This is a genomic window from Corynebacterium sp. BD556, assembly GCF_038452275.1.
GTDB lineage: Bacteria > Actinomycetota > Actinomycetes > Mycobacteriales > Mycobacteriaceae > Corynebacterium > Corynebacterium mayonis.
Window position 1 is genome coordinate 71,610 of the sequence record NZ_CP141643.1, and the last position, 23,536, is coordinate 95,145.

The following is a 23,536-nucleotide window of genomic DNA, read 5'->3' on the forward strand; positions in this document are numbered from 1 at the left end:
GCCCGCGATACGGCACATTAAAGTGAGCAGACTCAAAGAACCTATGAAAGAGGCGGATTACACCGAATGCAGGCACTGATTATCGACTACGCGGGAGTGCTGGATCTTGACCCGGAGGACAAGAAACGCTGGATCGCACTGATCGAAGCTGTTCGCAGCCAAGATATCGGCACCGCTATTCTCTCCAACGCGGAAAGCAGCGGCGAAACCGCTGAGAAAATCCGTGAGTGGGAGTTCCGTGGCATCGTCGACGCCGTAGTCCTCTCCGGCGAGATCGGGTGGGAAAAACCGGAGCGGGCCGCATTCCAAGGCGCTTCCAACGCCCTCGACGTCCCCCTCAGCGACTGCGTCATGGTTGATGACGACATTATGAACGTCCGCGCGGCCGTCGAACACGGCATGATCGGTATTTTGCACACAGCTTTTGACCGCACCGCGGTGGAAATCCAGACGCTGTTCGACATTCCGGGAGAGTTTTAGTGCGGGTCTACATTCCGGCGACCTTCGGGATGCTGAAGTCCCTCGACTCCGACGGCCTGATCCACGCCCGCGGTGGTTGGGCCTTCGCCGTCACCCCTGAGCTCACAGAGTTCTACACCTCGGGTGACGTAGAGGAGCTTGAAGCGATCGCCTTCGACGAGGCGGCGCGCACCTCCATCCGGTTGCTCACCGCCGGCGATGAAGCGGACTTCCCGCACCGCCGCGTGGTCATTTCAGCCGATGTTGATACGGCTGAAGGCCACCCCGAGATGGGTGAGTCTGTGGTCAAGCTCGCCGCCCCGGTCGAAGTCACAGAGGTCGCCGCGTTGCACGTAGATATCCGCGAGGCGGAGGAAGCCACCGCCGCTGCGATTGCGAACATTGATGCCGCCGAGCTCGGCGACGAAGACGCAGAACTCATTGTGGGCGATGCCCAGGATAACTACATGGCTTTCTACGACCCGAGCGAATTACCTTTTCTCGTCGAGCTGCTTTAACTCCCAGTCATTATTCGAATGCAGCGCCTCCAACAACCGCCTGGTAGCTTGCGCGCGGCGGTGCGTGACCGAGTTGGGGTCGAGAAGATCCCAAGCGCACTCAGGATCTGCGGGCGGACCCAAGTGCGAGCAGTCGCGTGGGCAGGCTTCGGCGGCTTCTTTGAGGTCGGGAAAGACCCGGACGATCTGCTCCGGCGCAACGTGGGCTAGGCCGAAGGAACGGATGCCCGGCGTGTCGATGATCCAGCCACCGCCCGGCAGTTCCAACGCCACGGACTGAGTGGAGGTGTGGCGGCCCTTGCCCACCCCGGAAACTTCCCCGGTTTCGCGCTCAGCCTGCGGCACAATACGGTTAGTCAGAGTAGATTTGCCCACACCCGAATGTCCGATCAACGCGGACAGGCGTCCCGTAATGGTGTCGGTGAGTTTATCTACCGAATCTTCGACACCGACCTCGAAAACTTCGACGTCGAGATCTTCAAGTTCCGCGCGAAACACGGCTGGGTCGGCCAGGTCAGACTTGGTCAGGCAAACTATCGGGGTGAGCCCTCCGACGAAGGCGGCGATCAGGGCGCGCTCAACAAAACCCGTGCGTGGTGGGGGATCAGCTACAGCCACCACAATGAGGAGCAGCTCCGCATTGGCGACGATGATGCGCTCGTAGGGGTCAGTGTCGTCGGCGGTTCGGCGCAGCACCGAAGAACGCTTTTCGCGTTTGACAATGCGCGCCAAGGTGTCTTTCTTCCCGGAGGTATCGCCCACCACGCCGACTCGGTCGCCGACTTCGATGGAAACGCGCTTAAGTTCGCGGGCGCGCATACACTGTACGACTGTGTCCGACTCGTCGAGCACAACCCCCCAACGCCCGCGGTCTTTTGTAACTACCATGCCACTTAACGCGTTGGCGTGAAGCGGCCGATCCTTGGAGCGGGGCCGCGAACCTTTCCCAGGGCGAACGTGGACGTCGGACTCGTCATAGTCGGCAAGGCTACGGCGCATTAAGCCTCATCCCCCACCATCTCCGCCCACATGTTTTCGAATCCTGGAAGTGTCTTTGCAGTCGTTTGAATATTCTCCACGTTGATGCCGGCGACGTTTAACCCGATGATGGCGCCCGCGGTAGCCATGCGGTGATCGGCGTAGGAATGCCAGGTGCCGCCGTGGAGGGCAGCGGGGCGGATCAGCAGACCGTCGGCAAGCTCCTCGCAGTCGCCGCCCAAGTTGTTGATCTCCTCCGTCAGCGCCTTGAGGCGGTCCGTTTCATGGCCACGTAAGTGCGCAATACCGGTCAACTCGCTGGGGCTGGTGGCCTGGGTGGCGAGAGCAGCGACAGTGGGAGTGAGCTCGCCGATATCGCCCATGTCCAAACTGATGCCGCGCAGCGTGCCGCGCTGCGGGCCGCGCACTGTCAAACTGTGGCTCGAGCCGTCGACAGCTAGCTCCACCTCGCAGCCCATACGCTCCAGGATGCTGCGGATAGCATCGCCAGCCTGAGAGGTCCGCGTCGGCCACTGCGGCACCGTGACCACACCGCCTGTGATTGCTGCCGCAGCAAGAAACGGTGTGGCGTTCGACAAATCCGGCTCGATGTGCCAAGTGCGCGCACCTATCGGCTGCGGCGCTACCTTCCAGGTGTTTTCCGAAACCTCAACATCCACACCAGCGTGGCGGAGCATATCGACGGTCATTTCGATGTGCGGCAGCGAAGGAAGTGAAGCCCCTGTGTGGCGCACGCTCACCCCGTTGTCGAAACGGGGCGCCGCGAGCAACAAGCCCGAAACAAATTGGGAGGAACCGGAAGCATCGATCGCAACGTGGCCGCCGGGCGCGGAACCGGTACCGTGAACCGTGAAGGGCAAAGAATCGCCAGTTACCTCCACGCCGAGGGCGCTGAGCGCATCGAGGATGGTGCCCATAGGGCGGGCGCGGGCCTGCTCGTCGCCGTCGAAAAGCACCTCGCCCGCCGCAAAAGCAGCAACCGGGGGAACGAAGCGCATGACGGTGCCCGCCAGCCCACAATCAACCTGGGCGGTTGCAAGCGGGCCCGGAACGACGCGGATCGAATCGCTGTCAATGTCTTGAAATGTGGTGCCCAAAGATTCCAAAGCCCGACGCATCAAGTCAGTGTCGCGGGAGCGCAAAGCCCCAACAATTGTCGAAGGGTGGTCCGCGAGCGCAGCGAGAATGAACGCCCGGTTGGTCATTGACTTAGACCCCGGCACCCGCTGGGTGTGAGTGATCGGGGAAGACACGGACGGCGCGGGCCACAAAGCAGTCATGGAAAACATCATAATGGAGCCATGTGCGGACGATTCGTTCTTTTCACCACCGGCCAAGACCTGCTCGATGAGGTGGCAGGCCTGCCAACAGCGGCACCCGTTTCTGCCCCCGACGGCACCCCGCCGCCGCGCTACAACATCGCACCAACCAACCAGGTGCCCCTGATCCGCTTTCACGACTCAGGATCGCAGATCGACGCCGCCCGTTGGGGGCTTGTGCCGCACTGGAAAACTAAAGATTCCGGCCCGCCGCTGTTTAACGCGCGCGGAGAAACCGTGGCTGAAAAACCTTCCTTCCGTGATGCCTTCAGCAAACGCCGGGGCTTAATGGTCCTCGACGGCTACTACGAATGGAAACAAGAAGGAAGCCATAAACAGCCCTTTTACGTCACCCCGAAACATGGCTTGCTTTATGCCGCGGCCCTGTGGGATCTCGGGGCTGAGCGCTTGTCTACGACCATGGTAACGACCGAGGCCACCGAAAACATGGCTTGGCTGCACCACCGCTTGCCCCTCTTTTTGCTGCCGCGGGAAATAGAGCAGTGGGTCAACGGAACACGCGAGGCGGCACAAGAACTGCTTTCGCCCTCCCGGGCGGCGGCGGATCTCACATGGCGTCAAGCCGCCAGGGAAGTAGGCAACGTGAAAAACGACTACCCAGAACTGATCTCGGCAAACTGAGCGCCTGATAGCTCCGCGAGCACACCCGGAGCAAGCCGGACCGACAGGCCCCGCCTTCCAGCGGAGACGGTAATGGTGGGCAAAGCGGTAGCGGAGGCGTCGATAAGCGTCGGCAACGAAGTAATGGTTCCCAGCGGCGAGATGCCACCGACAATATAACCAGTGGCGCGCTCAGCGCGGGCAGGCTGCGCCATCTCGGCGCGCTTCCACCCCAACGCCTTCGCGGCCTTCTTCAGGCTGAGTTGGCTGGCGACCGGCACACAACAGATCGCAAGCACGCCGCCGGGGCCCTCCACGACCAGTGTTTTAAACACGGCCGAGGCATCAAGGCCCAGTTCGTCAACCGAATGCTGGCCAAAGTGATCCTGGCTCGGCGAGTAGGTGAGCACCTCATGGTCAGTGCCGGCGAGCACATCGAGGGCGCGGGTCTTGGCGGCCATAAGTGTTTAGACCTTCCTGCAGAAGCCGGAGGCGAGGACCGGTTGCGGGCTGAGGCATTGCATGGCACAAGATTCTACGGCCTACAATGGCCTGCATGGCCGACAATGCCGACACCGCCGACACCCCTGAGACTGCTGAGACTGCTGAGACTGCTGAGACTGCTGGCACGGACGTCACAGAGGACATCACTTCCCTCAATGAGCGCTTCACGAAAGAAGCCATGCCGCTTCTCGACCAGCTCTACGGCGGTGCGTTGCGCATGACGCGAAACCCGCAAGACGCGGAAGACCTAGTACAGGAGACTTACCTCAAGGCCTACAACGCCTTCGACAGCTTCAAGCCGGGCACCAACTTGAAGGCATGGATGTACCGGATCATGACGAACGCGTACATCAACACCTACCGCAAAAAGCAACGCCGCCCGGTCGAAGCGCCCGCCGAAGAAATCACCGACTACCAGCTCTACACCTCAAGCAAACACGACTCATCCGGGCTGGAATCAGCCGAGGTGGAAGCGCTGAAGAACATGCCAAACACGTGCATTTCCGACGCCCTGAACTCCATTAACGAGGACTACCGCATGGTCGTGTACTACGCCGATGTCGAAGGCATGGCCTACAAGGAAATCTCCGAGGTGATGGACATTCCGCTCGGCACGGTGATGTCACGGCTGCACCGGGGAAGAAAACAGCTCCGCGAGATGTTGAAGGACGTAGCACAGGAACAGGGCATCGGTCTCGAGCGCGACGCAAAGGAGAACACGTAGATGGCTTCGGAACACGACAACCCCGGCGAATGCGACGAAGCGCGCGCGCTTCTCTGCGAGCTTTTCGACGCCACCACCCACCCCGCGCGCGTCCAGGAGATTAAACAGCAGCTTTCCGCCTGTCCGCATTGCCTGAGTCATTTGCGCGACGAACTGGAGGTGCGTGGCCTGGTGCGCCGCTGCTGCGGTGAAGCGCATGCCCCCGAGCCGCTGCGTCAGCGCATCATCACCTCGATCACGACGATTTCGGTGACGCGGTTCAGCGTCGAGCGTTGAGCGCTGGGGGAGTGTGGCTGCTTTGTCCTCGGTGATGGTTCTTTTCCTGGCTCCGGGATGCGCACTGTGAGCAAATGTTAGTGAGTAAATGTTTGCCAGTCGAGTAGAAGAACCCTTAGCCTGCCTGTTTTCTCGACTGACAAACATTTACTCACTAACATTTGGCCCGTTGCTGGTTGGGCCACCCCGCGCTTGATGCTCAGCAGCTTGATGCTCAGCAGCTTGATGCTCAGCAGCTTGCTGCCCAGCCGCTTGCGCCGCAACGACAAAACTCCCCCTGTGGCAAACAGGGGGAGTTTTGTTTTTGGCGCTACCGCCCTTTTTAAGAGTTGGGGCGCTTGCCGCGGTTGGCGCTCTTTTTGCGACGATCCTTACGCTTGCGACCACGCTTGCTCATGGGGGCCTCCTTCAGCAGGTTGGTGAGTTTTATCGTTTGTCCACTTTATCGCCTCGGAGGTCGAGCCAGGTAATCGGGGCAGAGGAAGGTGGAGGGGTGGTTTAGGCGCTGAGGCGTGCGCGGCGTGCGCGCTGCTTGTTGCGGCGTTTGAGGGCGCGGCGCTCTTCTTCGGATAGGCCTCCCCATACGCCGGCGTCTTGGCCTGTCTCAAGTGCCCATTGCAGGCACCGGGAGGTGACGGGGCAGCGGTTGCAGATGAGCTTGGCTTGTGCGATTTGGGACAGTGCGGGGCCGGAGTTTCCGACCGGGAAGAACAGTTCTGGGTCTTCGTCGCGGCAAATTGCTTCGTGGCGCCAATCCATAGTGATAACTCCTTTTGTTTTTAAGCGTGGATGTTGATTGGGTGAGCAGACCAACGCAGCCTCGGGATGAGGTTGGTCATTGGTAGGCGTTTTCCAGGGAATGGAGCCTGCGCGCCACCCGTTTCCCTGATGTTTACCCCTGCTTTGCTGGGGGTTAAGACCTAGATAACTAAGTCTTTATTTTCGCTACCCGAGAATGATGGCACGACTTCAACATTTGCGCTAGAGCTACACGCCAAAAAGTGATGTAATTCATAAATAAAAATGGGGCCGCAGTGCCTTTTGGTCCCGAAACAAAGACGGATCGCAGGCGGTGTCGTGCCCCTTACCTGCGGTTGTGAGCTAAATCCTTGTTGACACGAAAGGTCCGGCAAAGGCAAATCGGCAACCGGATCGGTGGGCGGGATACACTGGCCGGGTGACTAGGCCGCAAGATGAAACCCCGGTAAACACACCCACCTACCTTGCACCCCCCGCGCCGCTTCGCTTCGCGGTCGTTGTGGTGCTAGCCCAGTGCGTTGCCTTGCTCCTCTACGCAGGGTGGCTGGCTGTCAACAACCTTCGCGGGGTGGCTGACTCCAGTGTTGAGTCTGAGTCCGCCGCCGCCGACTACGTGGGTTTGGGCACCGCCTTTTTCATCATTATCATTTTCGGTTTCGTCGCCTACTCGGCGCAGCGTATCTTCCGTGGTCGCGCGACAAGCAGCGGGGCGATTGTGCTCATCGAGATGATCTTGGGCGGGGTGGCCTTCTACATGTTCGGCGGCGGCGCGATCCTTCTGGGAGTGCTCACGCTAGTTTCCGTGGTTGCGGTGCTCAGCGGCATCTTTCACCCTGTTTCGTGGGAGTATGCGCGCTCACACTACGCCGCGCAGCGCGCACCGGCGTAGCGGGCTTTTACTGCGCGCTGAGGTAGACGACCTTGTCGCCTCGCTTTTCGACGATTCCCATACCCGCAGCATCCACATGGACCTCTCCTGTGTAGTCCCCGCGGTCAACGGGGATGATTCGCTCCACCACACCGGTGTCCCAGTCAACGACGGCTAGACCTTCTGGCAAGGCGTGGATGAGGCGGTTTTCGACGGCGAAGCCGCTGCCTGAGACTTCCTCAAGGATTGTGGTCACTTTGAGTGTTTCCGGCTCTAAAAGGACCAGGGTGCCACCCTCGAAGTAGGTCATGTGGTGTGGCAGGTCCGCGGTGATCAACACGCGCAAACTCCCGTCGACCATGTGCGCGCCGTCAAGTGGTGGCACCGGGGAGGAGGCCGTTTCAGTGCCGTTTTCAGAGTAGGCGGTGATTGTAGAGGTCGCCGGGTCGTAAATGGCCGCGGCCTCCTGCCCAGTGGCTACTAGGTAGGCACCGGCAGGGATGTCCACGCTGGAATGAAGCTCCGGTTTGCGGGAATCTTCCGGGGTGGCTTTTTGCAACCTTAGGAAAGTACCGTTGTCGCAATCTTCTGTCACTGAGAGAAGATCGGTGCGTGTGAGCGCGGAGGTTTGCCGGCACTCGTTGGGTTGCATGTTGTCTTCCTGCGGAGCCTCCACATGGCCATACTCAACGGTGCGCACGAGGTCAGAACGCCACACCTCGGTGCGCTGCGCAGAGAAGTAGCCGATGCGGTCGTTGGAGGAAATCCCCACCACCTGATCGGGGGCCACTGCCGAGCGTGTCTTGGCGTAGGTGCCGCTTAGCGCATCAATGGCAACGACATCGCCGCAGCCAGCCGGTCCGCGGTACGTTGCGACGACCTTTCCCCACGCCTGGTCAAGTGCGCACAGGTCGAGATCGCGCTGATACGTCCACGCGGTCTCGCCCGAAGGGGTGGTGGCGGTAAGTGTTTTATCGGCCCACGTGATGATGAGCCCTTCGGCCACGAGGGGTCGCTGGCGGGGGGAGGCGTCGGCAAGCGTAAATCTTTCCTCCACGACAGTAGGGGCAACGTCGATTTGCTGGGCAGCGGCAATTTCGTGCTCAGCGGGGCTTAAATGAGAGGCGCGAATCGGCGCGGTGAAGTAGGCGGTTGCCACAAGCACAGCGCTCAACGCCGTGATAACTCCGGTTGCCACCATATCGCCGCGTGTGCGGCGCAACGGCCGTGTCATCGGCGTCTCCTGTCTCGGCGCGGGGTGACGCCTTGTAGTTTCTTCGCCGGGCCCACCCTGTGGCCGGCGTCTGAAGGAATGTCAAGGGCCTCGTGCAACTCCGGGGAGGTGGAAAACCACGACGGCAAATCGGCCATGTCCAGGCCAAGCTCAGCGTTGATCGCGGCCCACTTGTGGGCTTCGTCATAGCCGACGAGGGTAACTGCAATGCCTGATTGGAGCGCGCGCCCGGTCCGGCCGATGCGATGAACGTAAGTCATCGGGTCGTCCGGCGTTTGGTAGTTGATGACGTGGGTGACATCGTCTACATCAATGCCCCGGGCCGCGACATCGGTGGCCACCAGAATCTGCGCGTCACCGCGCCGGAAGGCGTCGAGGGACTGCTCGCGGGCGGACTGGCCCATGTCGCCGTGTACCGCGCCGACGGCAAAGCCCCGCGCCGCTAAATCCTCGGCCACCTCGGCCGCCGTGCGTTTCGTGCGGGCGAAGATAATGGTCCTTCCGCGGCCTGCGGCCTGCAGGATTTTCGCCGTGACCTGTGGCTTGTCCATCCTGTGGGAGAGGAAAGCGACCTGGCGGGTTGTCTCGTGGGTGGGGGCGGAGTCGTTCGCCTCAGCCCGGATGTGGGTCGGGCGTCGCATCATGGAGCGCGCCAGCGAAAGGATGGGGCCGGGCATCGTCGCCGAAAAGAGCATGGCTTGCAGCGGCGAGCCGAGGGCTGCCCACAGTTTTTGGATGTCCGGCAAAAAGCCCATGTCGAGCATTTCGTCGGCTTCGTCGAGCACCAGTATTGCTACCCGGTCGAGGCGCAGCTCACCGCGCTCGTGAAGGTCAATCAACCGTCCAGGTGTGCCGATGACCACATCGATGCCTCCGCGCAGCGCCTCGATCTGATCCTCATAGTTGTGGCCGCCGTAGATTGCTGTGAGGCGCAGCGGCGTGTACTTCGCTATTGCCTCTAAGTCGGCGGCCACCTGCACCGCCAGCTCGCGGGTCGGGGTGACAACCAGCGCGCGGGGGGTGCCGTCGAGCTCGTCGATGTCTGCATCGTCAAAGACGCGGTCTACAAGGGGGACGCCGAAACCGTAAGTTTTGCCCATGCCTGTGCGGGCCTGGCCGATGATGTCTCGGCCGATGAGGGCTAGGGGGGTGGCCAGCTCTTGGATGGAGAAAGTGTGGGTGATCCCGAGTTCGGAAAGTGCGTCTACAATTTCCGCGGCGACGCCAAGCTCGGCGAATGTGGGCTCGTGCTTCTTTCGTTCGGCTGGCTTGGACACGGACATTATCTTAGCGGTAGGTCGTTACAATGGGGGCTACCGCTGCTCGCCCGCGGAGACTGCGCAGTGAGCGGTAATTGAACATTTGCAGGAATGAGACGAAGGAAACGTGATTTATGGACGTCAAGATTGGTCTGGCAGACACCCCGCGCGAGCTTGTGATTTCTAGCGCAGGCCAGCAAGATGAGGTGCTCGACCAGGTCACCCGCGCCATTGCGGCCGACGAGCCGACCGTGACTTTGACTGATGAGAAGAACCGCAAGTTCGTTGTGCGCACGGAGCGCATTTCTTATGTTGAGGTCGGCAGCGGCACCGTGCGTGCGGTTGGCTTCACTTCCTAGGCCCGATTAGATTGAGTGTCCATGACCCCTCGCCACAGGCGGCACTTGGCCGCGGGAGATCAACCGCAGGCCAAAGAGCCCTTTTTGGTGCGTTTCGCGCGTGAGTATGGATGGCGCGCTTACGCTTTGCCGGTTCTTGCCGTTGTGAGCGCCTTTGTGCTGCTTAACATTGCGCAAAACCCGGGGGAGGGCGTGATCGCTTCCGCGCCGGTTGGTGGGTCTGCGGATGTGCCAGGCGTTCATGAGCATGCGAATCATGCAGAGCCGACCCGCGAGCTTGCGCAGCGGCCGGAGGGAATTGTGGAGGGCCATGTGCTTCCTCCCGGTGGGCCGTATACGGAGCGTGGTGCGGGAACCTACCATGAGGTGGGCAGGCCAGGGGCGATGGTCGGCGTAGGTGAGGAGCAGACGGTGCGCTACGTCGTCGAGATTGAAGACGGCCTTGATGCTGCGGTGTACGGTGGCGAGGATGCGTTCGCCGCGCTTATCGACGCCACCTTCGCCGACCCGCGCGGTTGGACCAATGATCCCCGTTTCCGTTTCGAGCGGGTCACGGGTGCTGATAACCCCAATTTGCGCATCCAGCTCACGTCTCTGGAGACGACGCGCGAGCGCTGCGCCGGCCGACTCGGCTTGGAGGTGAGCTGCCGCACTACGGTTACGGGGGAAAGTACCGTCGTGGTCAACGAGGCTCGCTGGGTGCGCGGCGCGGCACCTTTCGAGGGTGACCTCGGGCGCTACCGGCAGTACCTGATCAACCACGAAGTCGGCCACGCGATTGGCTTCGCCGCCCATGAAGCATGCCCGGGAGATGGACAGTTAGCCCCGGTGATGATGCAGCAGACCATCAGCTTGAGTAATGCGGAGCTGCACGCGATCGACCCGGAGGAGGTCTACCCGAATAATCCGGCAACGTGCCTGCCTAACCCGTGGCCCTACCCGCGTCCGGCAGTTTTGTAGGCTCAAACTGTGAATATTCCCGAGCATGTCCTGTCCGCCTTCCAGGTAGAGGCGCAGGTGTGGGTCCCGGCGGGGCCCGCCTGGGACAACGGCGTCCGCTATGGACGCAGCGTCATCTCCGTTGCCAGTTCCACGGCGGCGTGGTCAGCGAAGGTGCGTGAGCGTCTGGCTGTGGAAGGGGTGCGTATTGCCCGCCCGGTGCGTTCCACAGATGGACGTTTTGTTGTGGGTGGCTTTAAAGCCAGTGAGTTTGCCGATGGTGTGGTGGCCAGCCGCGTCGATGAGGTCGTTGCGGCAGCGGTCGCCTTTGACGCGGCGATGGCTTCTGTTGCGGCTCCGAGCATCGCGCGCACCGACCGTTGGGCCGAGGCGGACCGCGCCGCGTGGCGTGGCGCTGACATGGGTAACTACACTGCCGCGCCACTTCAGGTGGCTCACGCAGATTTGCTTCACTCCTGCGTTTTTTCTGCGATGTTGCCCCCGCTGATGACTGATATCGCCCCGACTGCGGAGCTGCGCCCAGTCGGTTACACTGCGGCGCTGGTCGTCGTCGACGGCCTTTTGGCTAAGGCTGTTGATGAGCGGGTGCTGTCGCGTTGGGCGCACATTGCCAACCTTCCGGCGCTCGCGCTTCGCGCTTTGGAGTACCGGGAGATCCTGGACTCCCACCAGGGGTCAAATAAGCGTTCGGAGATCGCTCGGGTCCGCAGCCTTCTCATGTCTGCTTAGCCTGACACAATGGGGAGCATGGTTGCTGCCTCATCTCATACGGGAACTCCGCTTCCGCCCACGCCGCTGGCTTACCTGGTCGCGCGCCAGCGCCTCAGCGGCCAGCGAACGTGGGATGTGGAAATCCCCGAACGTGGGTTATGGAGGCTTTGCGGTTCGGCGGGCGCCGGGTTGTCCAGCTTCCTCATTGACACGGCTTTGCACGCCATCGCCTCCGGGGTTGACCCGAGCAAAGTGCTGGTGCTTACGGCTTCGAAAGAGTCCGCAGCCCGTTTGCGCCTTGAGCTGTCGGACCGGCTGGCTGATTCAGGTTACGCCTCCAACGCGCCTTTGGTGCGCTCCGTACACTCCCTGGCCTTTGCCTTGGTACGCGAGGCCTCCGATGATCCGGTCCGGCTGATCTCGGGCGCCGAGCAGGACTCCGTGTTCCGGCAGTTGCTCGAAGGGCATCACGAGGACGGGCGCGGAGCGTGGCCCGCAGAGTTGCGCCCCGCGCTGCCCTTGGTGGGTTTTGCCCGGCAATTGCGCGACTTCCTGTTGCGGGCCGTCGAGCGCGAATTGGACGCGGCTGCGTTGGGAGAGCTGGGCCGGCGTCACAATCGGCCCGTGTGGGTGGCTGCGGCCGCATTTCTGCGCGAGTACCAGCAGGTCATGGCGCTATCTGGTACGCATTACCTGTCGGCTTCGGAGCTGGTCGCGCGCGCGGCGCGCATGCCGATCGATTCAACCTGGCACACCGTCCTTGTCGACGATGCACAAAACCTCGACCCCGCCTCCGCCCACTTGGTTACCCGTTTGCTTGACCGGGCACGCCTCGGCGTTGTCGCCGGGGATCCCGGCCAGGCGGTATTTCATTTCCGCGGTGCCTCCCCGAAGTTCTACCGCACGCTTGGTGGGCTTGACCACCTAGACATCGACGTGGGCTCCAGCCGCCGCAGCCCGCAGCGCGCTGTTGTAGTCGCTGATGCACCAGCGACGCAGGACGCCGTTGTGGTGGACAGGATTCGCCGCGCCCACCTGGAAGATGGTGTGGCCTACCGCGACATGGCTGTAGTAGTGCGCTCAACGGGCATGCTGGAGCCGATGCGTCGGGCACTGCTGCACGCCGGGGTGCCGGCGGCGCTGAACCCGACTGATGTGGTGCTTAGTCAACAGCGTATCGTCGCCTCTTTGCTGCTTGGCCTGCGGGCGCTTTATGAGGAGCTGTCCAGCGCCGAGTGGCGCGACTTGCTTTTGGGCCCTGTCGGGGGGTCCGACCCGGTCACCTTGCGCCGCCTTTTGCGTGGTCTGCGCCGCTGGGAGCCGCAAGAGCGGGCGGAAAACAGCCTGCGCCGCCTGCTTGTTATGCGCGGGGAGTTGCCCGATTTCGGTGACCTGCTGACCGAGCGTGAGCTGGACATCCTCAATCACACCCGGAAGGTGTTGGTGGCCGGGCGCACCGCCGCCGAGGAAGGAAGCGTAGAGGAGGTCCTGTGGGCGCTGTGGAGTGCCACGGACCTGTCCAACCGCCTGCTGGCCATCGCCCTGCGGGGAGGCGCAACTGGCTCCCAGGCCGACCGCGACTTGGACGCTGTCATGGCGCTTTTTGACGCCGCCGGCGACTTCACGGAGCGGCGTGCCTCCGCAGGCATCGAATCCTTCGTCACCTACATCCAAGAACAGGTCTTGCCCACCGGCGTGCGCGATCGACGCACGGCCACCCCGGATGCTGTCTCCTTGCTGACGGCCCACGGAGTCAGCGGCAAACAGTTCCGGTTAGTTGTCGTGGCCGGGGTGCAGGAGCAGTCTTGGCCTTCGTTGGGAGAGACTGGCACGATGTTCGGCCAGGAGGATCTAATCGACCTGGTTGACCACGACGTCGACCCGGCCCTGCCCGTCTCCCACAAGGGAGAAAGGCTCAAAGAGGAACGCCGACTTTTCCATGTTGCCACCACCCGCGCCACGGAACACCTGCTAGTCACCGCCGTCGAGGACCTCCACCAAGACGACGTGGTCGAGCCGTCGCGCTTCCTCGAAGAATTCGCCGCAACGCACGATTTGGAAGTTACCAAGGCCACCACAGAGGACTTCACCGTGGCAGGCGACAACACCGGCGCAAAGGTGGTGCCCACGCTTCGGGTGCTGGCCCGCGACGAGCTAATTGCGGAGCTGCGCCGAGCATTGACCGCGTCTGACTCCGACGAGGCGACCAGAGCGCAGGCCGCGCGACAATTGGCTCGCTTGACGGACGCTGGGGTTGCCGGGGCAGATCCGGGGCAGTGGTGGACGGCGAAAGGGGCGTCGACAAGCGAAGCGCTCAACATGCGCGACCGGCTCTCACCGTCGCGGATTGAAAGCCTGCTGGAATGCCCCATGCGTTCGGTGCTGGAACGCATGGTGGGACTCGACAGCTCGCCGAACATCGTGTGGGGCAAAATCGCACACGCCTACCTGGAAGCGATCGCCCTCGGGGTCGATCCCGATGAAGCCCTCCGGCTGGCGATGCAGGCGCGCCAACTTGCAGATGACTCCCCACCGTGGAAAACATCCGCAGACCTGGCCGAATACGAGGCGATGCTGCACAAAACCCGGCGCTGGTTAGACACCTCACGCTCCGCCTTCGAGCAGGTCGCGGTGGAAGCAGAGGTTGACGTGCAAATCAGCCCGGATGTGCGCATCGTCGGGCGCGTGGACCGGCTCGAACGCGACGGTAGCGGGGCGCTGCACGTCGTCGACTTAAAAACTGGCAAATCCGCGCCCTCAAAAGAGAAAGTGGAGGAAAACCCCCAGCTCGAGGCATACCAATTAGCGTTGTCTCGCGGCGTCGTGAAAGGCAAACGAGTTGAAACTGCCGGGGCAGAAGAACAACCTGCCCCCGTCGGAGGGGGAGTGCTGCTTTACCCCAACAGTGCATCGAACAGTGCGAAGGTTCTCCAGCAGTCCCCCAAAGACCCCGAAAGGTTGCGCGATTTCGAGGCGAGGATTAATCCGCTGCCAGCAGCAATGACGGGACCTCAGCTCACCGCTCGCACGGGGTCACACTGCGAACGCTGCGGAGTTCGCGCGCTGTGCCCAGTGCAGAAGGAAGGACAGGTAACCACCCATGTCTGAAAAGCGCGAATTGATGTCGCCGAAAGTGCTCTCAAGCTACCTCGGCCAAGAACATCTCCCCACACAGCAGCAGGCCGAGATCATCGGCGCTGCCCCAGGGCCCCTCCTAGTCGTGGCAGGCGCCGGGGCGGGCAAAACAGAGACGATGGCCGCGCGCGTGGTGTGGCTGGTGGCCAACGGTTTCGCCGCCCCCGACGAAGTCTTAGGCCTGACTTTTACCCGCAAAGCGGCCCGCGAATTGCACAAACGCATCCGCGACCGGCTCGCAGTGCTCGCCGCCAACTCGGACCTGGTGCGCCGCCTCGACCCATCGGGACGCCTCGCCCGCAACCTGGAAGTCATCGCCCCGCAGGTATCCACCTACGACTCCTACGCCGGTGAGCTCGTGCGCGAATACGGCCTGCTCGTGCCGGTGGAGCCGGATTCGCGCCTCATCACCCAAGCTGAGCTGTACTCGATTGCCCACCGGGTAGTCAGCGACTACACCGGCGAGCTTTTGTTCGACGGAGGCTCAAACAACGCCGTAAGCACCATCGTCGGCGACCTTTTGCACGTGGTCAACGCCTTGGGCAACGAATTGACGGACCCGGAAACGGTACGCCAGCGCACCGAGGTCTTTCTCAAAGAGATCGAAGACTTGCCCAAGTCCCCACGCACCCAAGGCGAATACTCCAAGGATTTGCTTGGCTGGATGTCGAAACAGCGCCAGCGCGTCGCCTTCCTCGACGTGGTCGAAGCGCTCCGCCGCGAACTGCGCGAGCGTGGCGTAGTCACCTTCAACGAGCAGATGTCGGTGGCTGCCAAGCTGACCCACGATCACCCCTCGGTGGGAAAGTCGCAACGCCGCCGCTTTCGGGTGGTCATGCTGGACGAATACCAGGACACCTCCCACGCCCAACGTGTGCTTCTGCGCAGCCTTTTCGGGCAGGGGCGCGGCGACGGGGAGGACTACGACCACCCGCTCACAGTCACCGCGGTCGGTGACCCCATGCAAGCCATCTACGGTTGGCGCGGCGCGACTGCAGCCAATCTTGCCGCGTTTACCACCGATTTTCCCCCGCCCGGTGGTAAACAAGCCCCGAAGAAGCAACTAACTACCTCCTGGCGCAACCCCGGAAACATTCTTGCCTTGGCCAACACCGTCTCTGAGGGTTTGCTCGGTACGGGCGCAGATCGTGCCGTGGCGGCTCTCGAACCCCGCGAAGCAGCACCGGAAGGCACAATTGAGCTTGGTTTCTTCGGCTCGCTCCATGAGGAAATCGCCTACGTCGCTGACGCGCTGGCGGCGCATTACACCGAGGCGATGGAACAAGGTGCAGCAGTCTCGGCAGCGGTGCTGATTCGTGCTAATGCCTCCGCCCAGGCCATCGCGGAGGCCCTCGACAACCGCGGCGTGGCCTACGAGATCGTCGGAGTAGCTGGGCTTCTCGACGTCCCCGAGGTCGCTGACACTCTCGCAATCGCCACCATGTTGGTGCGCCCCGACGACTCCGCCGCAGCGCTGCGCATCCTGTCCGGCCCTGCCGTCGGGCTTGGGTTGAAAGACTTAGATGCCCTCGCGCGCCGGGCCACCAACCTGCAGGGCGCACAGCACTCCGAGCCGGTTGATGAAACCCTCGACCCGCTGGCCCGCTACCGTGCGCAGTTGCGTACCTATGCCCAGCAGGCTGAGGAGATCCTCGCCGCCGGGGACCGCCCCGCCGGGCTCACCGACGCTGTCGCGGATCTTGGTGAGCCGGAGCGCTACACCCCCGAGGGTTTGGTGCGCCTGAAGGACTTAGCGGCGAAGCTGCGTGCGCTGCGCACGGGCAGCCTGGGCAAAAGGCTGCCGGATGTGATCGCAGACATCATTTCCACTTTCGGTATCCGCACTGAGGTGCTGGCCCGGCGCGGCGCCGTGGGAACGGTCCACCTTGACAGGTTGATGGATGAGGTGGCGAAGTTTCCCGGCACCAGCCTGGAGGCCCTTTTGGACTTCTTCGAGTTGGCGCGTGAGCACGAGGATGGTTTGGCTCCCGGCAGCGTGCCCATGCGCACTGATCGGATCCAGATCCTTACTGCTCACAAAGCAAAGGGGCTTGAGTGGGACACCGTCGCCGTCGTCCATGCCAACGATTCGGTGTATAAGGCGCAGCGCGACACGTTTTTGACCCAGTTGAAGTTCCTGCCGGATGAAAACTTCGGTGAGTTCGACATTGAAATCAACCACCGAGGCGATTTCAACAAGGCTGGCAACGCTTACCGCGATGAGCAGCGCGACAAACTCGCTGAGGAAGTGGCGCGGTTGTTCTACGTGGCGATCACCCGGACCGAGCGCAGGCTCATCGTCACCGGTTGCGCGCTAAAACCGGGCGTGAAGAAACCTGTCGGGCCTTACCTTTACTTCGATCAGATTCGCCACCAGGTGCGGGAGGATGAGGTGGTTGCCTGGGATCTCGGCGGGAATATCGACGGGCAGGGTGCAGGCGAGTCGGCAGAAAAGGAGGGCACCTGGCCACACTTCACCACGGAACCCGCCGAGGTTCGGGCCGCGGAGTTGGTGCGCCGCGCCCAACGCAACCTTCCCGAGGTGGCCGTAGGTGAGCTCTATGGCTTGTGGGAGCGCGACACCACAGCACTAATCAACGAGCACCGGGCCCTAAGCAGCGCCGAAGTGCCTGTGGAGATCCCCGGTGAGCTGACAGCCTCCGACATTGTCGCCCTCAAAGCCGACCCCGCCCAATTCGCTCGCCGTGCGCGGCGCCCAGTACCTTTTAAACCGAATAGCTACGCCAAACGCGGCACTGCCTTCCACGAATGGATTGAAAAGTTCTACGGTGCGCGGCCACTGCTGAGCGAAGATGAACTGCCGGGCAGTGACGAATCGGACGTCGATAAGCGCGTGCTTGAGCGGCTGAAGGAAAACTTCACCGCGAGCCGCTGGGCGAGACTTACCCCGGCGCATGTGGAACACCCCTTTGAACTGGCCTTGGGTGAATCCGTGGTGCGCGGGAGGATGGACGCCGTGTTTAAGGACGAGGACGGGTGGACCGTCGTAGACTGGAAAACCGGCAATAAGCCCACGGCACGGGAGATGGAGTCGTTGAAGTTGCAGCTTGCCATCTACCGGGAAGGGTGGCGCCGCATCGCGGATGATGGCCGTGAGGTGCGTGCGGTGTTCTATTATGCGCGAACCGGTGAGGATTACAGTCCTGCCGACCTACCCGGCCATGATGAACTAGCCCTGCTGCTTCGGGAATCTTCCCGGGGCGGGTTAGAGTTCGGTGTCGACAAGCAATGATGAGGGGATAGGCAGCGTGAAGTGGCTCGATGACTACATGCCGCGGATGACGTGGCGCGACAGGTTCCGCGGTGATCCCCGCATCACCGAAACCCCGGTTCACACGCTGCTCGACATTGTGCGGATTCCCACCACCGCCCGCAGCTCGCCGTGGCACTTGATTACGCGCCGTTTCGTCTACGCCACCCTGATCATCTTGGGTGTGTCGATCGTCGTGTACGTGGACAAAGACGGCTACTCGGAGCCGCTGACGTTTATTGACGCGGTGTACTACGCGGCGGTGTCACTGTCGACGACCGGCTACGGCGACATCACCCCCGTGACTCAGGGGGCGCGCCTGCTTAACATTTTGATGATCACCCCGCTGCGCATCGCGTTTTTGATGCTGCTGGTCGGCACGACCTTATCGGTGCTGACCGAAGATTCCCGCAAAACATTCCAGATCCAACAGTGGAGAAAAACAGTGCGCAACCACACCGTCATTATCGGCTATGGCACCAAGGGGCGCTCAGCCGTCGACGCTTTGCTTGCCGACGGCGCCTCCCCCACCAGCATCGTCGTCATCGACGCAGATCCTGGGGTGCTCGCCGGGGCGGAACAACGCGGCCTAGTGACCGTGCAAGGCAACGCCACGAAATCGGATGTGCTCAACATCGCTGGCGTCAGCCGGGCGCGCTCCGTCGTAGTCGCACCCTCATCGGACGACACCGCAGTCCTGGTCACTTTGTCAGTGCGTGAGCTTGCGCCCAGTGCCATGATCGTGGCCAGCGTGCGCGAAAGTGAAAACCAGCACCTGCTCATGCAGTCCGGCGCCGATTCGGTGGTTGTCTCCTCCGAAACAGCCGGTCGCCTCCTGGGACTGGCGACGGTCACCCCGCCGGTGGTGGCGATGATGGAGGACCTTCTCAGCCCCGACGAAGGCTTCGCCGTGGCGGAGCGACCCATCGGCGACGACGAGGTCGGAGCCAATCCGCGGCACCTGGCCGATGTGGTCCTCGGAGTGGTGCGAAGTGGTGAGCTCTACCGCATAGATTCGCCTGAGGCGGAAACTGTCGAGCCGGGCGATCGGTTGCTCTACGTGCGCCACACCCGCGATACCCAGGACACCTCCGAGTCGATCTTCCCCACGGAGTAGGCGCAACATCTCATGGCCATCGATCTTTCACTGCTTGACAACGATCAGCGCATCGCGGCGACCGCGCCGCGTGGCCCCGTGTGCATTTTGGCGGGTGCGGGCACCGGCAAAACCCGCACCATCACCTACCGCATCGCGCACCTAATTGACCAGGGCATGGTCTCGCCGAACAAGGTCCTCGCCGTCACGTTCACCCAGCGCGCCGCCGGCGAGATGCGCGACCGGTTGCGCACCATGGGGATCGGTGGGGTGCAGGCACGCACCTTCCACGCCGCGGCGTTGCGCCAGTTGCGCTACTTTTGGCCGCAAATCGCCGGCGACTTGCCGTGGCGTTTGGTAGACAACAAATTTCCCCTCGTGGGGCGGGCGGCTCGTGCGGTAGGGCTGGAGTCAAACAAAGAGATGGTGCGCGATTTGCTCAGCGAGATTGAGTGGGCAAAATCATCAGTTATTGGGGCCGAGGATTACGTTTCCAGCCTCGAAAGGCTCAAACGTACTCCTCCCGCCGACGCGGAGAAAGTCGCCCAGGTGTATACGCATTACGAGCGGTCAAAGTCGAGCCCGGAAGGGATGTTGCTCGACTTTGACGATTTGCTCCTGCATGTCGCCGGCGCTTTGGAAAATGCCCCGGCCGTGGCTGAGGAGTTCCGTACCCAATATCAAAGTTTCGTCGTTGACGAGTACCAAGACGTCACTCCGCTGCAGCAACGAGTGCTGGAGGGATGGTTGGGGCAACGCGATGATCTTACGGTTGTCGGTGATGCGAACCAGACCATTTACTCCTTCACCGGTGCAACCCCCGACTTTTTGCTGAATTTCTCCCGCACCTACAGCCATGCCACGGTGGTCAAGCTGCAGCGTGATTACCGTTCGACGCCGCAGATAACAGAATTGGCTAACACTGTCATCAGCAAGGCGACGGGTCGCGTCGCCGGCACCCGCCTTGAGCTTGAGGGCATGCGGGAGCCTGGCCCCGCCCCGACGTACAACGCTTGCGATGATGAGCCGACGGAGGCGCGCCAGGTGGCAGGGCAGATCCGTGAGCTGCTTGCTTCTGGGGTGCCCGCCCGCGAAATCGCCGTGTTGTATCGCATCAACGCCCAATCGGCGGCTTTTGAAGCGGCCTTGTCTGATGCGGGCATTGTCTACCAGGTCCGCGGCGGCGAGGGCTTTTTCCAACGCCCTGAAATTAGGGAAGCGATTTCGGCATTGGTCACCGCGGCGCGGCGCCCCGATCTTTCTGACGACCCTGTCGCCGTGGCTCGCGCCGCCCTCGCCCCCCTTGGGTTGACCAGCTCCGAGCCGGAGGGTGCCCAACGCCGCGAGCGCTGGCAGACACTCACGGCACTGGTCGATTTGATCGAGGAGATCGTCAGACACGGTGAGGCCACAACGCTTGTCGACGTCTTGCGGTCCCTGCGCCAGCGTGCCGAGGCGAAGCAACCCCCCGCAGTAGATGGCGTGACCTTGGCCAGCCTTCACGCCGCGAAGGGCCTGGAATGGGACGCGGTTTTTTTGGTCGGTTTGGTGGAAAACACTTTGCCGATCTCGCATGCGGTCAAGGCGGGCGACGATGAGATCGAGGAGGAGCGACGGTTGTTCTACGTGGGGGTGACCCGCGCCCGCGAGCATCTGTACTTGTCTTGGTCATTGGCCCGGCAAGAGGGTGGGCGCAAGTCGCGCACCCGCTCGCGCTTTTTAGACGGTATCGCGCCAGAGCTTGAGGTGGAAAAGAGTCCGCAGCGGCTCAAGCGTGCCCGCAACTGTCAAGTGTGCGGTTTTGCCCTGGACACCCCGGCGGAAAAATCGCGCGGCCGCCACGTCAATTGTGCACCGGAGTACAACGAAGAGGCCTTCCTTGCTTTGAAGAAGTGGCGACTGTCGGTGTCTCAGGAGGCAAAGATCCCGCCGTTTATGGTTTTTTCCGATGCGGTTTTGCTTTCCATAGTTGAGGCCATGCCCGCCACCCCGGAGCAGATGTTGGATATTCCCGGTGTGGGGCCGATGAAGGTGCAAAGCTTCAGTGAGGGAGTGCTCAACACGCTTAGGCAGTTCCGTTAGAAACACACGGGGCAGCTCGGGTGCGGCCCGAGCTGGTGTTGGCTAATCGGTTCGGGGGCGAAGGGATCGACGACGATCTGGGTGCCGCGCGGCGGCGCCGGTGCTGAAACGCCTGGCGGGTCGGGGGCACCGCAAAGCCTGCGCATTATGCGTGCCACAGCCGCCGCCCCCGCGGAAACGACGAGGGGGTCGGGGGTGGGGGAGGCCTCGCGCAGCATGCGGGCAACGTGAAGCCAGTTCGCGTCACGGTCCACGTGGTAGAGGTGGGCGCAGTACAGGCAGGGGCCCAAAGGGCCGATGAACACTCGGGCGTCGACCAGCGTCACGGAAATGACAGGGCCTGGCCGGTGGCGCGTCAGGTGGGCTAAGTGCATGGCGCTGAGCGGATTGTCCACCACCGCCATCGGTGCTGTCGGGTCGGTGGTGGAGAGGAAACGATCAATGCTTTCGCCGGGAAGCAAAGTGCGCACGTGAATACGTGCGCTCGCCAAAAGCTGAAGAAGGGCGGTGCTTACGGCGCTGCGCCCAATGATCAGCGCGCCGCGGGGAGTGTGAGCGACAAGCACCCGGTAGGCCACTAAGTCGTTTACCAAGCTCATTGTCTCCTCTGGGGTGAACCCGCAGACGGACTCAGCCCGGGCAAGCACAGTGTCTAGCCTGGTGGGTGATTTCAACTCCTGCAGCAACTTCACAAGCGCTGCCGCCGACGGCGCGTCAACGACACCGCTTCGTGTCGCATCAGCGCCGAATTGCACGCTCCGGGGGCCGCGCACGACCGCAGTGGTCCCCGGAGCGAAACGGAGAAAGGTTGACTCGTTTAACTTCATGGTGTTTTACCCCCATCACCTTGAAACAGCCGTCGGTTAAAGCTCTGTGCCGTCGTCGCGCCCGTCGTCTGCGCCGTCGCCTTCCTCACGCTTGAGTTCGGGATTATCGCGCATTTCTTCTTCGAGCTTGGCCAATTCCGCATCGAAGTCGGTATCCGGTGTGGTGTCCAGGAGCGTGTCCAAAAACGCCGCCGGGTTATCCAGGTGCTCAGCGGTGGGCAGGAAGTCCGGGTGGTCCCACACCGAGTCGCGGCGCTTTTCACCGACAGCGTTTTCGGCCCGGCGCCACAGTTCGGCGGCTTCACGGATCCTCGGCGCAGCCAGTTCGATGCCGACAATGTTGGCGAAGGCCTGCTCAGCGGAGCCGCCCGTGGCCCGGCGGCGTGCCCACGCCTCCGCCAACTGAGTAGCTGACGGAATACGCGAAGACAAGGCTGCGTCGACGACAACGTCGACCCAGCCCTCCACGAGGGCTAACAAGGTTTCTAAGCGCGCTGTAGCGGCAGCGTTGCGGGAGCTGACCCGGGGCGAAAGGTCCTGGCCCTGCAGCTCGTTGAGTTTGTCCTGGATGTGCTGCGGGTCGCCGCCTTCCAAGTTGAGGGAGCGGGCGATCTCCTCCAGGTGGGAGGTGTCGATTTCGAGGCCCGCCGCGTACTCCTCGACCGAGGACACGAGGCGCTCCACCAGCCACGGCACATGCTTGAACAGGCGCTGGCGCGCAGCTTCACGGGCCGCAAGGTACATGAGTGCTTCTTGCTGCGGCACGGAAAGCTGCTCAGCCATCTTCGCGGCGTTGCGCGGCAGGATCGCCGCCACCGCCCGCGGGGCGATCGGCAGGCCGAAGTCGGTACCGGTCAACGCCTGCTGGGCTAAATCACCGAGGGCGTGGCCCAACTTCATGCCGAAATTCATCGCGTTCATCTTGTTGACCATGCCCGCCATCGGGCCCATCATCTCGCGGGCCTCGGCAGGCATCGCGTCGATTTGGGCGCGGTTCATGTGTTCTGCGACGGGGTTGACCATCCGCTTCCACATCGGCATTGTCTGCTCCAACCAGTCCACGGAGTTCCACGCCTGCGCTTGCGCAGCGGAGGACGGCAAAGTGGTGGCGTCGTCAAGCCACAGATCGGCGAGGCGTAAAGCTTCAGTGATTGCGGAAGCCTCGTTTGCGCCTGCCGCTGGCTGGTCGCCTATGCGCTGGCGCGCCATGCGCAAGGCCAGCTCAAAGTTGACGGCGTCGCTGCCGTCTTGGCTGTTTAAGGTCGAGCCCATGCCGGAGAGCATTTGGCCGAATTGGTTCAGGATGTCGCCGAGGTTGCCGCCCTGGGCGCCGGACGGCCCGCCCGCACCGAAGAAAGCGGCGAACGGGTTGTCGTCGTCGCGGTCGTTGTTGCTGTTGTCATCGCGACCGTTGAAGGGGAAAGAGAACCCGAATCCGTTGTTCATGCTTTTCACCCTACCTACGCTGGTTCCTCCCTCGCGAACATTTTCCAGCCAGCCAGCCAAAGCTGTGAGCGAACGCCCCGCCGAGAACAGGTGGGCTGTGGGATAGGAT

General features: G+C 62.3%; 22 protein-coding genes. 13 read left to right on the forward strand and 9 right to left on the reverse strand.

Going from position 1 to position 23,536, the window contains the following annotated elements; all coding sequences use genetic code 11:
- Positions 1-66 precede the first annotated feature (66 nt).
- Together VLL26_RS00335 and VLL26_RS00340 are read left to right on the forward strand one after the other, a co-directional pair.
- Positions 67-480 carry an HAD family hydrolase gene (locus VLL26_RS00335; RefSeq protein WP_342319173.1) on the forward strand — a complete coding sequence of 138 codons (414 nt, stop codon included), beginning with the start codon at positions 67-69 and terminating at the stop codon, positions 478-480.
- On the forward strand, positions 480-977 hold the full coding sequence (locus VLL26_RS00340) for a DUF6912 family protein (RefSeq protein ID WP_342319174.1): 498 nt from the start codon (positions 480-482) through the stop codon (positions 975-977). Before VLL26_RS00335 ends, VLL26_RS00340 begins: the two co-directional genes overlap by 1 nt.
- On the opposite strand, the gene rsgA is transcribed toward VLL26_RS00340, so the two are convergent.
- Together rsgA and aroA are read right to left on the reverse strand one after the other, a co-directional pair.
- The gene (gene rsgA / locus VLL26_RS00345; RefSeq protein WP_342319175.1) at positions 951-1,976 is read right to left on the reverse strand and encodes a ribosome small subunit-dependent GTPase A; all 1,026 of its coding nucleotides are present in this window, start codon (positions 1,974-1,976) and stop codon (positions 951-953) included. The two genes, VLL26_RS00340 and rsgA, sit on opposite strands and share 27 nt — an antisense overlap.
- The gene (gene aroA, locus VLL26_RS00350; protein ID WP_342319176.1) at positions 1,976-3,256 is read right to left on the reverse strand and encodes a 3-phosphoshikimate 1-carboxyvinyltransferase; all 1,281 of its coding nucleotides are present in this window, start codon (positions 3,254-3,256) and stop codon (positions 1,976-1,978) included. Before aroA ends, rsgA begins: the two co-directional genes overlap by 1 nt.
- 21 nt (positions 3,257-3,277) lie before the next feature.
- Here aroA and VLL26_RS00355 point away from each other — a divergent pair, with 21 nt between their 5' ends.
- On the forward strand, positions 3,278-3,937 hold the full coding sequence (locus VLL26_RS00355) for an SOS response-associated peptidase (protein ID WP_342319177.1): 660 nt from the start codon (positions 3,278-3,280) through the stop codon (positions 3,935-3,937).
- Here VLL26_RS00355 and VLL26_RS00360 read toward each other — a convergent pair.
- Complete coding sequence (locus VLL26_RS00360) at positions 3,910-4,377, reverse strand: aminoacyl-tRNA deacylase (protein WP_342319178.1); 468 nt, start codon at positions 4,375-4,377, stop codon at positions 3,910-3,912. The two genes, VLL26_RS00355 and VLL26_RS00360, sit on opposite strands and share 28 nt — an antisense overlap.
- A gap of 95 nt (positions 4,378-4,472) precedes the next feature.
- Here VLL26_RS00360 and VLL26_RS00365 point away from each other — a divergent pair, with 95 nt between their 5' ends.
- Both VLL26_RS00365 and VLL26_RS00370 read left to right on the forward strand, forming a co-directional pair.
- The gene (locus tag VLL26_RS00365; protein ID WP_342319179.1) at positions 4,473-5,144 is read left to right on the forward strand and encodes a sigma-70 family RNA polymerase sigma factor; all 672 of its coding nucleotides are present in this window, start codon (positions 4,473-4,475) and stop codon (positions 5,142-5,144) included.
- Positions 5,145-5,420: a mycothiol system anti-sigma-R factor gene (locus tag VLL26_RS00370; protein WP_342319180.1), complete on the forward strand. Its 276-nt coding sequence runs from the start codon at positions 5,145-5,147 to the stop codon at positions 5,418-5,420.
- A gap of 322 nt (positions 5,421-5,742) precedes the next feature.
- Here the strand turns inward: VLL26_RS00370 and VLL26_RS11105 are convergent, their stop codons facing one another.
- Together VLL26_RS11105 and VLL26_RS00375 are read right to left on the reverse strand one after the other, a co-directional pair.
- Positions 5,743-5,817 (reverse strand): 50S ribosomal protein bL37, encoded by a 75-nt coding sequence (locus VLL26_RS11105; RefSeq protein WP_095066802.1) that lies wholly within the window; start codon positions 5,815-5,817, stop codon positions 5,743-5,745.
- 101 nt (positions 5,818-5,918) lie between these two features.
- Entirely contained in the window at positions 5,919-6,179 is a 261-nt protein-coding gene (locus VLL26_RS00375) for a WhiB family transcriptional regulator (protein ID WP_342319181.1), read from the reverse strand.
- Positions 6,180-6,597: 418 nt separating this feature from the next.
- Between VLL26_RS00375 and VLL26_RS00380 the strand changes: the two genes are divergently transcribed.
- Positions 6,598-7,068: a hypothetical protein gene (locus VLL26_RS00380; RefSeq protein WP_342319182.1), complete on the forward strand. Its 471-nt coding sequence runs from the start codon at positions 6,598-6,600 to the stop codon at positions 7,066-7,068.
- Positions 7,069-7,075: 7 nt separating this feature from the next.
- Here VLL26_RS00380 and VLL26_RS00385 read toward each other — a convergent pair whose 3' ends face one another.
- The gene (locus VLL26_RS00385) at positions 7,076-8,281 is read right to left on the reverse strand and encodes a hypothetical protein (RefSeq protein ID WP_342319183.1); all 1,206 of its coding nucleotides are present in this window, start codon (positions 8,279-8,281) and stop codon (positions 7,076-7,078) included.
- On the reverse strand, positions 8,278-9,558 hold the full coding sequence (locus VLL26_RS00390; protein ID WP_425292271.1) for a DEAD/DEAH box helicase: 1,281 nt from the start codon (positions 9,556-9,558) through the stop codon (positions 8,278-8,280). The genes VLL26_RS00385 and VLL26_RS00390 overlap by 4 nt, the downstream gene beginning before the upstream one ends.
- Positions 9,559-9,674: 116 nt before the next feature.
- Between VLL26_RS00390 and VLL26_RS00395 the strand changes: the two genes are divergently transcribed.
- Genes VLL26_RS00395 through VLL26_RS00425 form a run of 7 tightly spaced genes read left to right on the forward strand, consistent with a single transcriptional unit; the run spans position 9,675 to position 21,154 of the window.
- Positions 9,675-9,899, forward strand: coding sequence for a DUF3107 domain-containing protein (locus VLL26_RS00395; protein ID WP_342319185.1), 225 nt, complete (start codon positions 9,675-9,677; stop codon positions 9,897-9,899).
- A gap of 21 nt (positions 9,900-9,920) precedes the next feature.
- Positions 9,921-10,859, forward strand: coding sequence for a DUF3152 domain-containing protein (locus VLL26_RS00400; RefSeq protein WP_342319186.1), 939 nt, complete (start codon positions 9,921-9,923; stop codon positions 10,857-10,859).
- A 9-nt stretch (positions 10,860-10,868) separates the two neighbouring features.
- Positions 10,869-11,588 carry a hypothetical protein gene (locus tag VLL26_RS00405; RefSeq protein ID WP_342319187.1) on the forward strand — a complete coding sequence of 240 codons (720 nt, stop codon included), beginning with the start codon at positions 10,869-10,871 and terminating at the stop codon, positions 11,586-11,588.
- A gap of 18 nt (positions 11,589-11,606) precedes the next feature.
- On the forward strand, positions 11,607-14,678 hold the full coding sequence (locus VLL26_RS00410) for an ATP-dependent DNA helicase (protein ID WP_342319188.1): 3,072 nt from the start codon (positions 11,607-11,609) through the stop codon (positions 14,676-14,678).
- The gene (locus VLL26_RS00415; protein ID WP_342319189.1) at positions 14,671-17,958 is read left to right on the forward strand and encodes an ATP-dependent helicase; all 3,288 of its coding nucleotides are present in this window, start codon (positions 14,671-14,673) and stop codon (positions 17,956-17,958) included. Before VLL26_RS00410 ends, VLL26_RS00415 begins: the two co-directional genes overlap by 8 nt.
- A 37-nt stretch (positions 17,959-17,995) precedes the next feature.
- Positions 17,996-19,093 carry a potassium channel family protein gene (locus VLL26_RS00420; RefSeq protein ID WP_342320214.1) on the forward strand — a complete coding sequence of 366 codons (1,098 nt, stop codon included), beginning with the start codon at positions 17,996-17,998 and terminating at the stop codon, positions 19,091-19,093.
- A gap of 12 nt (positions 19,094-19,105) precedes the next feature.
- Positions 19,106-21,154: an ATP-dependent DNA helicase UvrD2 gene (locus VLL26_RS00425; protein ID WP_342319190.1), complete on the forward strand. Its 2,049-nt coding sequence runs from the start codon at positions 19,106-19,108 to the stop codon at positions 21,152-21,154.
- Here VLL26_RS00425 and VLL26_RS00430 read toward each other — a convergent pair.
- Together VLL26_RS00430 and VLL26_RS00435 are read right to left on the reverse strand one after the other, a co-directional pair.
- Positions 21,151-21,981: a hypothetical protein gene (locus VLL26_RS00430; protein ID WP_342319191.1), complete on the reverse strand. Its 831-nt coding sequence runs from the start codon at positions 21,979-21,981 to the stop codon at positions 21,151-21,153. The two genes, VLL26_RS00425 and VLL26_RS00430, sit on opposite strands and share 4 nt — an antisense overlap.
- Before the next feature lie 36 nt (positions 21,982-22,017).
- On the reverse strand, positions 22,018-23,427 hold the full coding sequence (locus tag VLL26_RS00435; RefSeq protein WP_342319192.1) for a zinc-dependent metalloprotease: 1,410 nt from the start codon (positions 23,425-23,427) through the stop codon (positions 22,018-22,020).
- Positions 23,428-23,536: the final 109 nt, after the last annotated feature.

Bases quoted from the DNA above. Each gene is read 5' to 3' on its own strand.
- VLL26_RS00365 (WP_342319179.1), top strand. From the start codon at position 4,473: ATGGCCGACAATGCCGACACCGCCGACACCCCTGAGACTGCTGAGACT.
- VLL26_RS00395 (WP_342319185.1), top strand. From the start codon at position 9,675: ATGGACGTCAAGATTGGTCTGGCAGACACCCCGCGCGAGCTTGTGATT.
- VLL26_RS00425 (WP_342319190.1), top strand. From the start codon at position 19,106: ATGGCCATCGATCTTTCACTGCTTGACAACGATCAGCGCATCGCGGCG.
- VLL26_RS00410 (WP_342319188.1), top strand. From the start codon at position 11,607: ATGGTTGCTGCCTCATCTCATACGGGAACTCCGCTTCCGCCCACGCCG.
- VLL26_RS00435 (WP_342319192.1), bottom strand. From the start codon at position 23,427: ATGAACAACGGATTCGGGTTCTCTTTCCCCTTCAACGGTCGCGATGAC.
- VLL26_RS00355 (WP_342319177.1), top strand. From the start codon at position 3,278: ATGTGCGGACGATTCGTTCTTTTCACCACCGGCCAAGACCTGCTCGAT.
- VLL26_RS00375 (WP_342319181.1), bottom strand. From the start codon at position 6,179: ATGGATTGGCGCCACGAAGCAATTTGCCGCGACGAAGACCCAGAACTG.
- rsgA (WP_342319175.1), bottom strand. From the start codon at position 1,976: ATGCGCCGTAGCCTTGCCGACTATGACGAGTCCGACGTCCACGTTCGC.
- VLL26_RS00335 (WP_342319173.1), top strand. From the start codon at position 67: ATGCAGGCACTGATTATCGACTACGCGGGAGTGCTGGATCTTGACCCG.
- VLL26_RS00400 (WP_342319186.1), top strand. From the start codon at position 9,921: ATGACCCCTCGCCACAGGCGGCACTTGGCCGCGGGAGATCAACCGCAG.
- VLL26_RS00370 (WP_342319180.1), top strand. From the start codon at position 5,145: ATGGCTTCGGAACACGACAACCCCGGCGAATGCGACGAAGCGCGCGCG.
- VLL26_RS00415 (WP_342319189.1), top strand. From the start codon at position 14,671: ATGTCTGAAAAGCGCGAATTGATGTCGCCGAAAGTGCTCTCAAGCTAC.
- VLL26_RS00385 (WP_342319183.1), bottom strand. From the start codon at position 8,281: ATGACACGGCCGTTGCGCCGCACACGCGGCGATATGGTGGCAACCGGA.
- VLL26_RS00420 (WP_342320214.1), top strand. From the start codon at position 17,996: ATGCCGCGGATGACGTGGCGCGACAGGTTCCGCGGTGATCCCCGCATC.
- VLL26_RS00360 (WP_342319178.1), bottom strand. From the start codon at position 4,377: ATGGCCGCCAAGACCCGCGCCCTCGATGTGCTCGCCGGCACTGACCAT.
- aroA (WP_342319176.1), bottom strand. From the start codon at position 3,256: ATGACTGCTTTGTGGCCCGCGCCGTCCGTGTCTTCCCCGATCACTCAC.
- VLL26_RS00430 (WP_342319191.1), bottom strand. From the start codon at position 21,981: ATGAAGTTAAACGAGTCAACCTTTCTCCGTTTCGCTCCGGGGACCACT.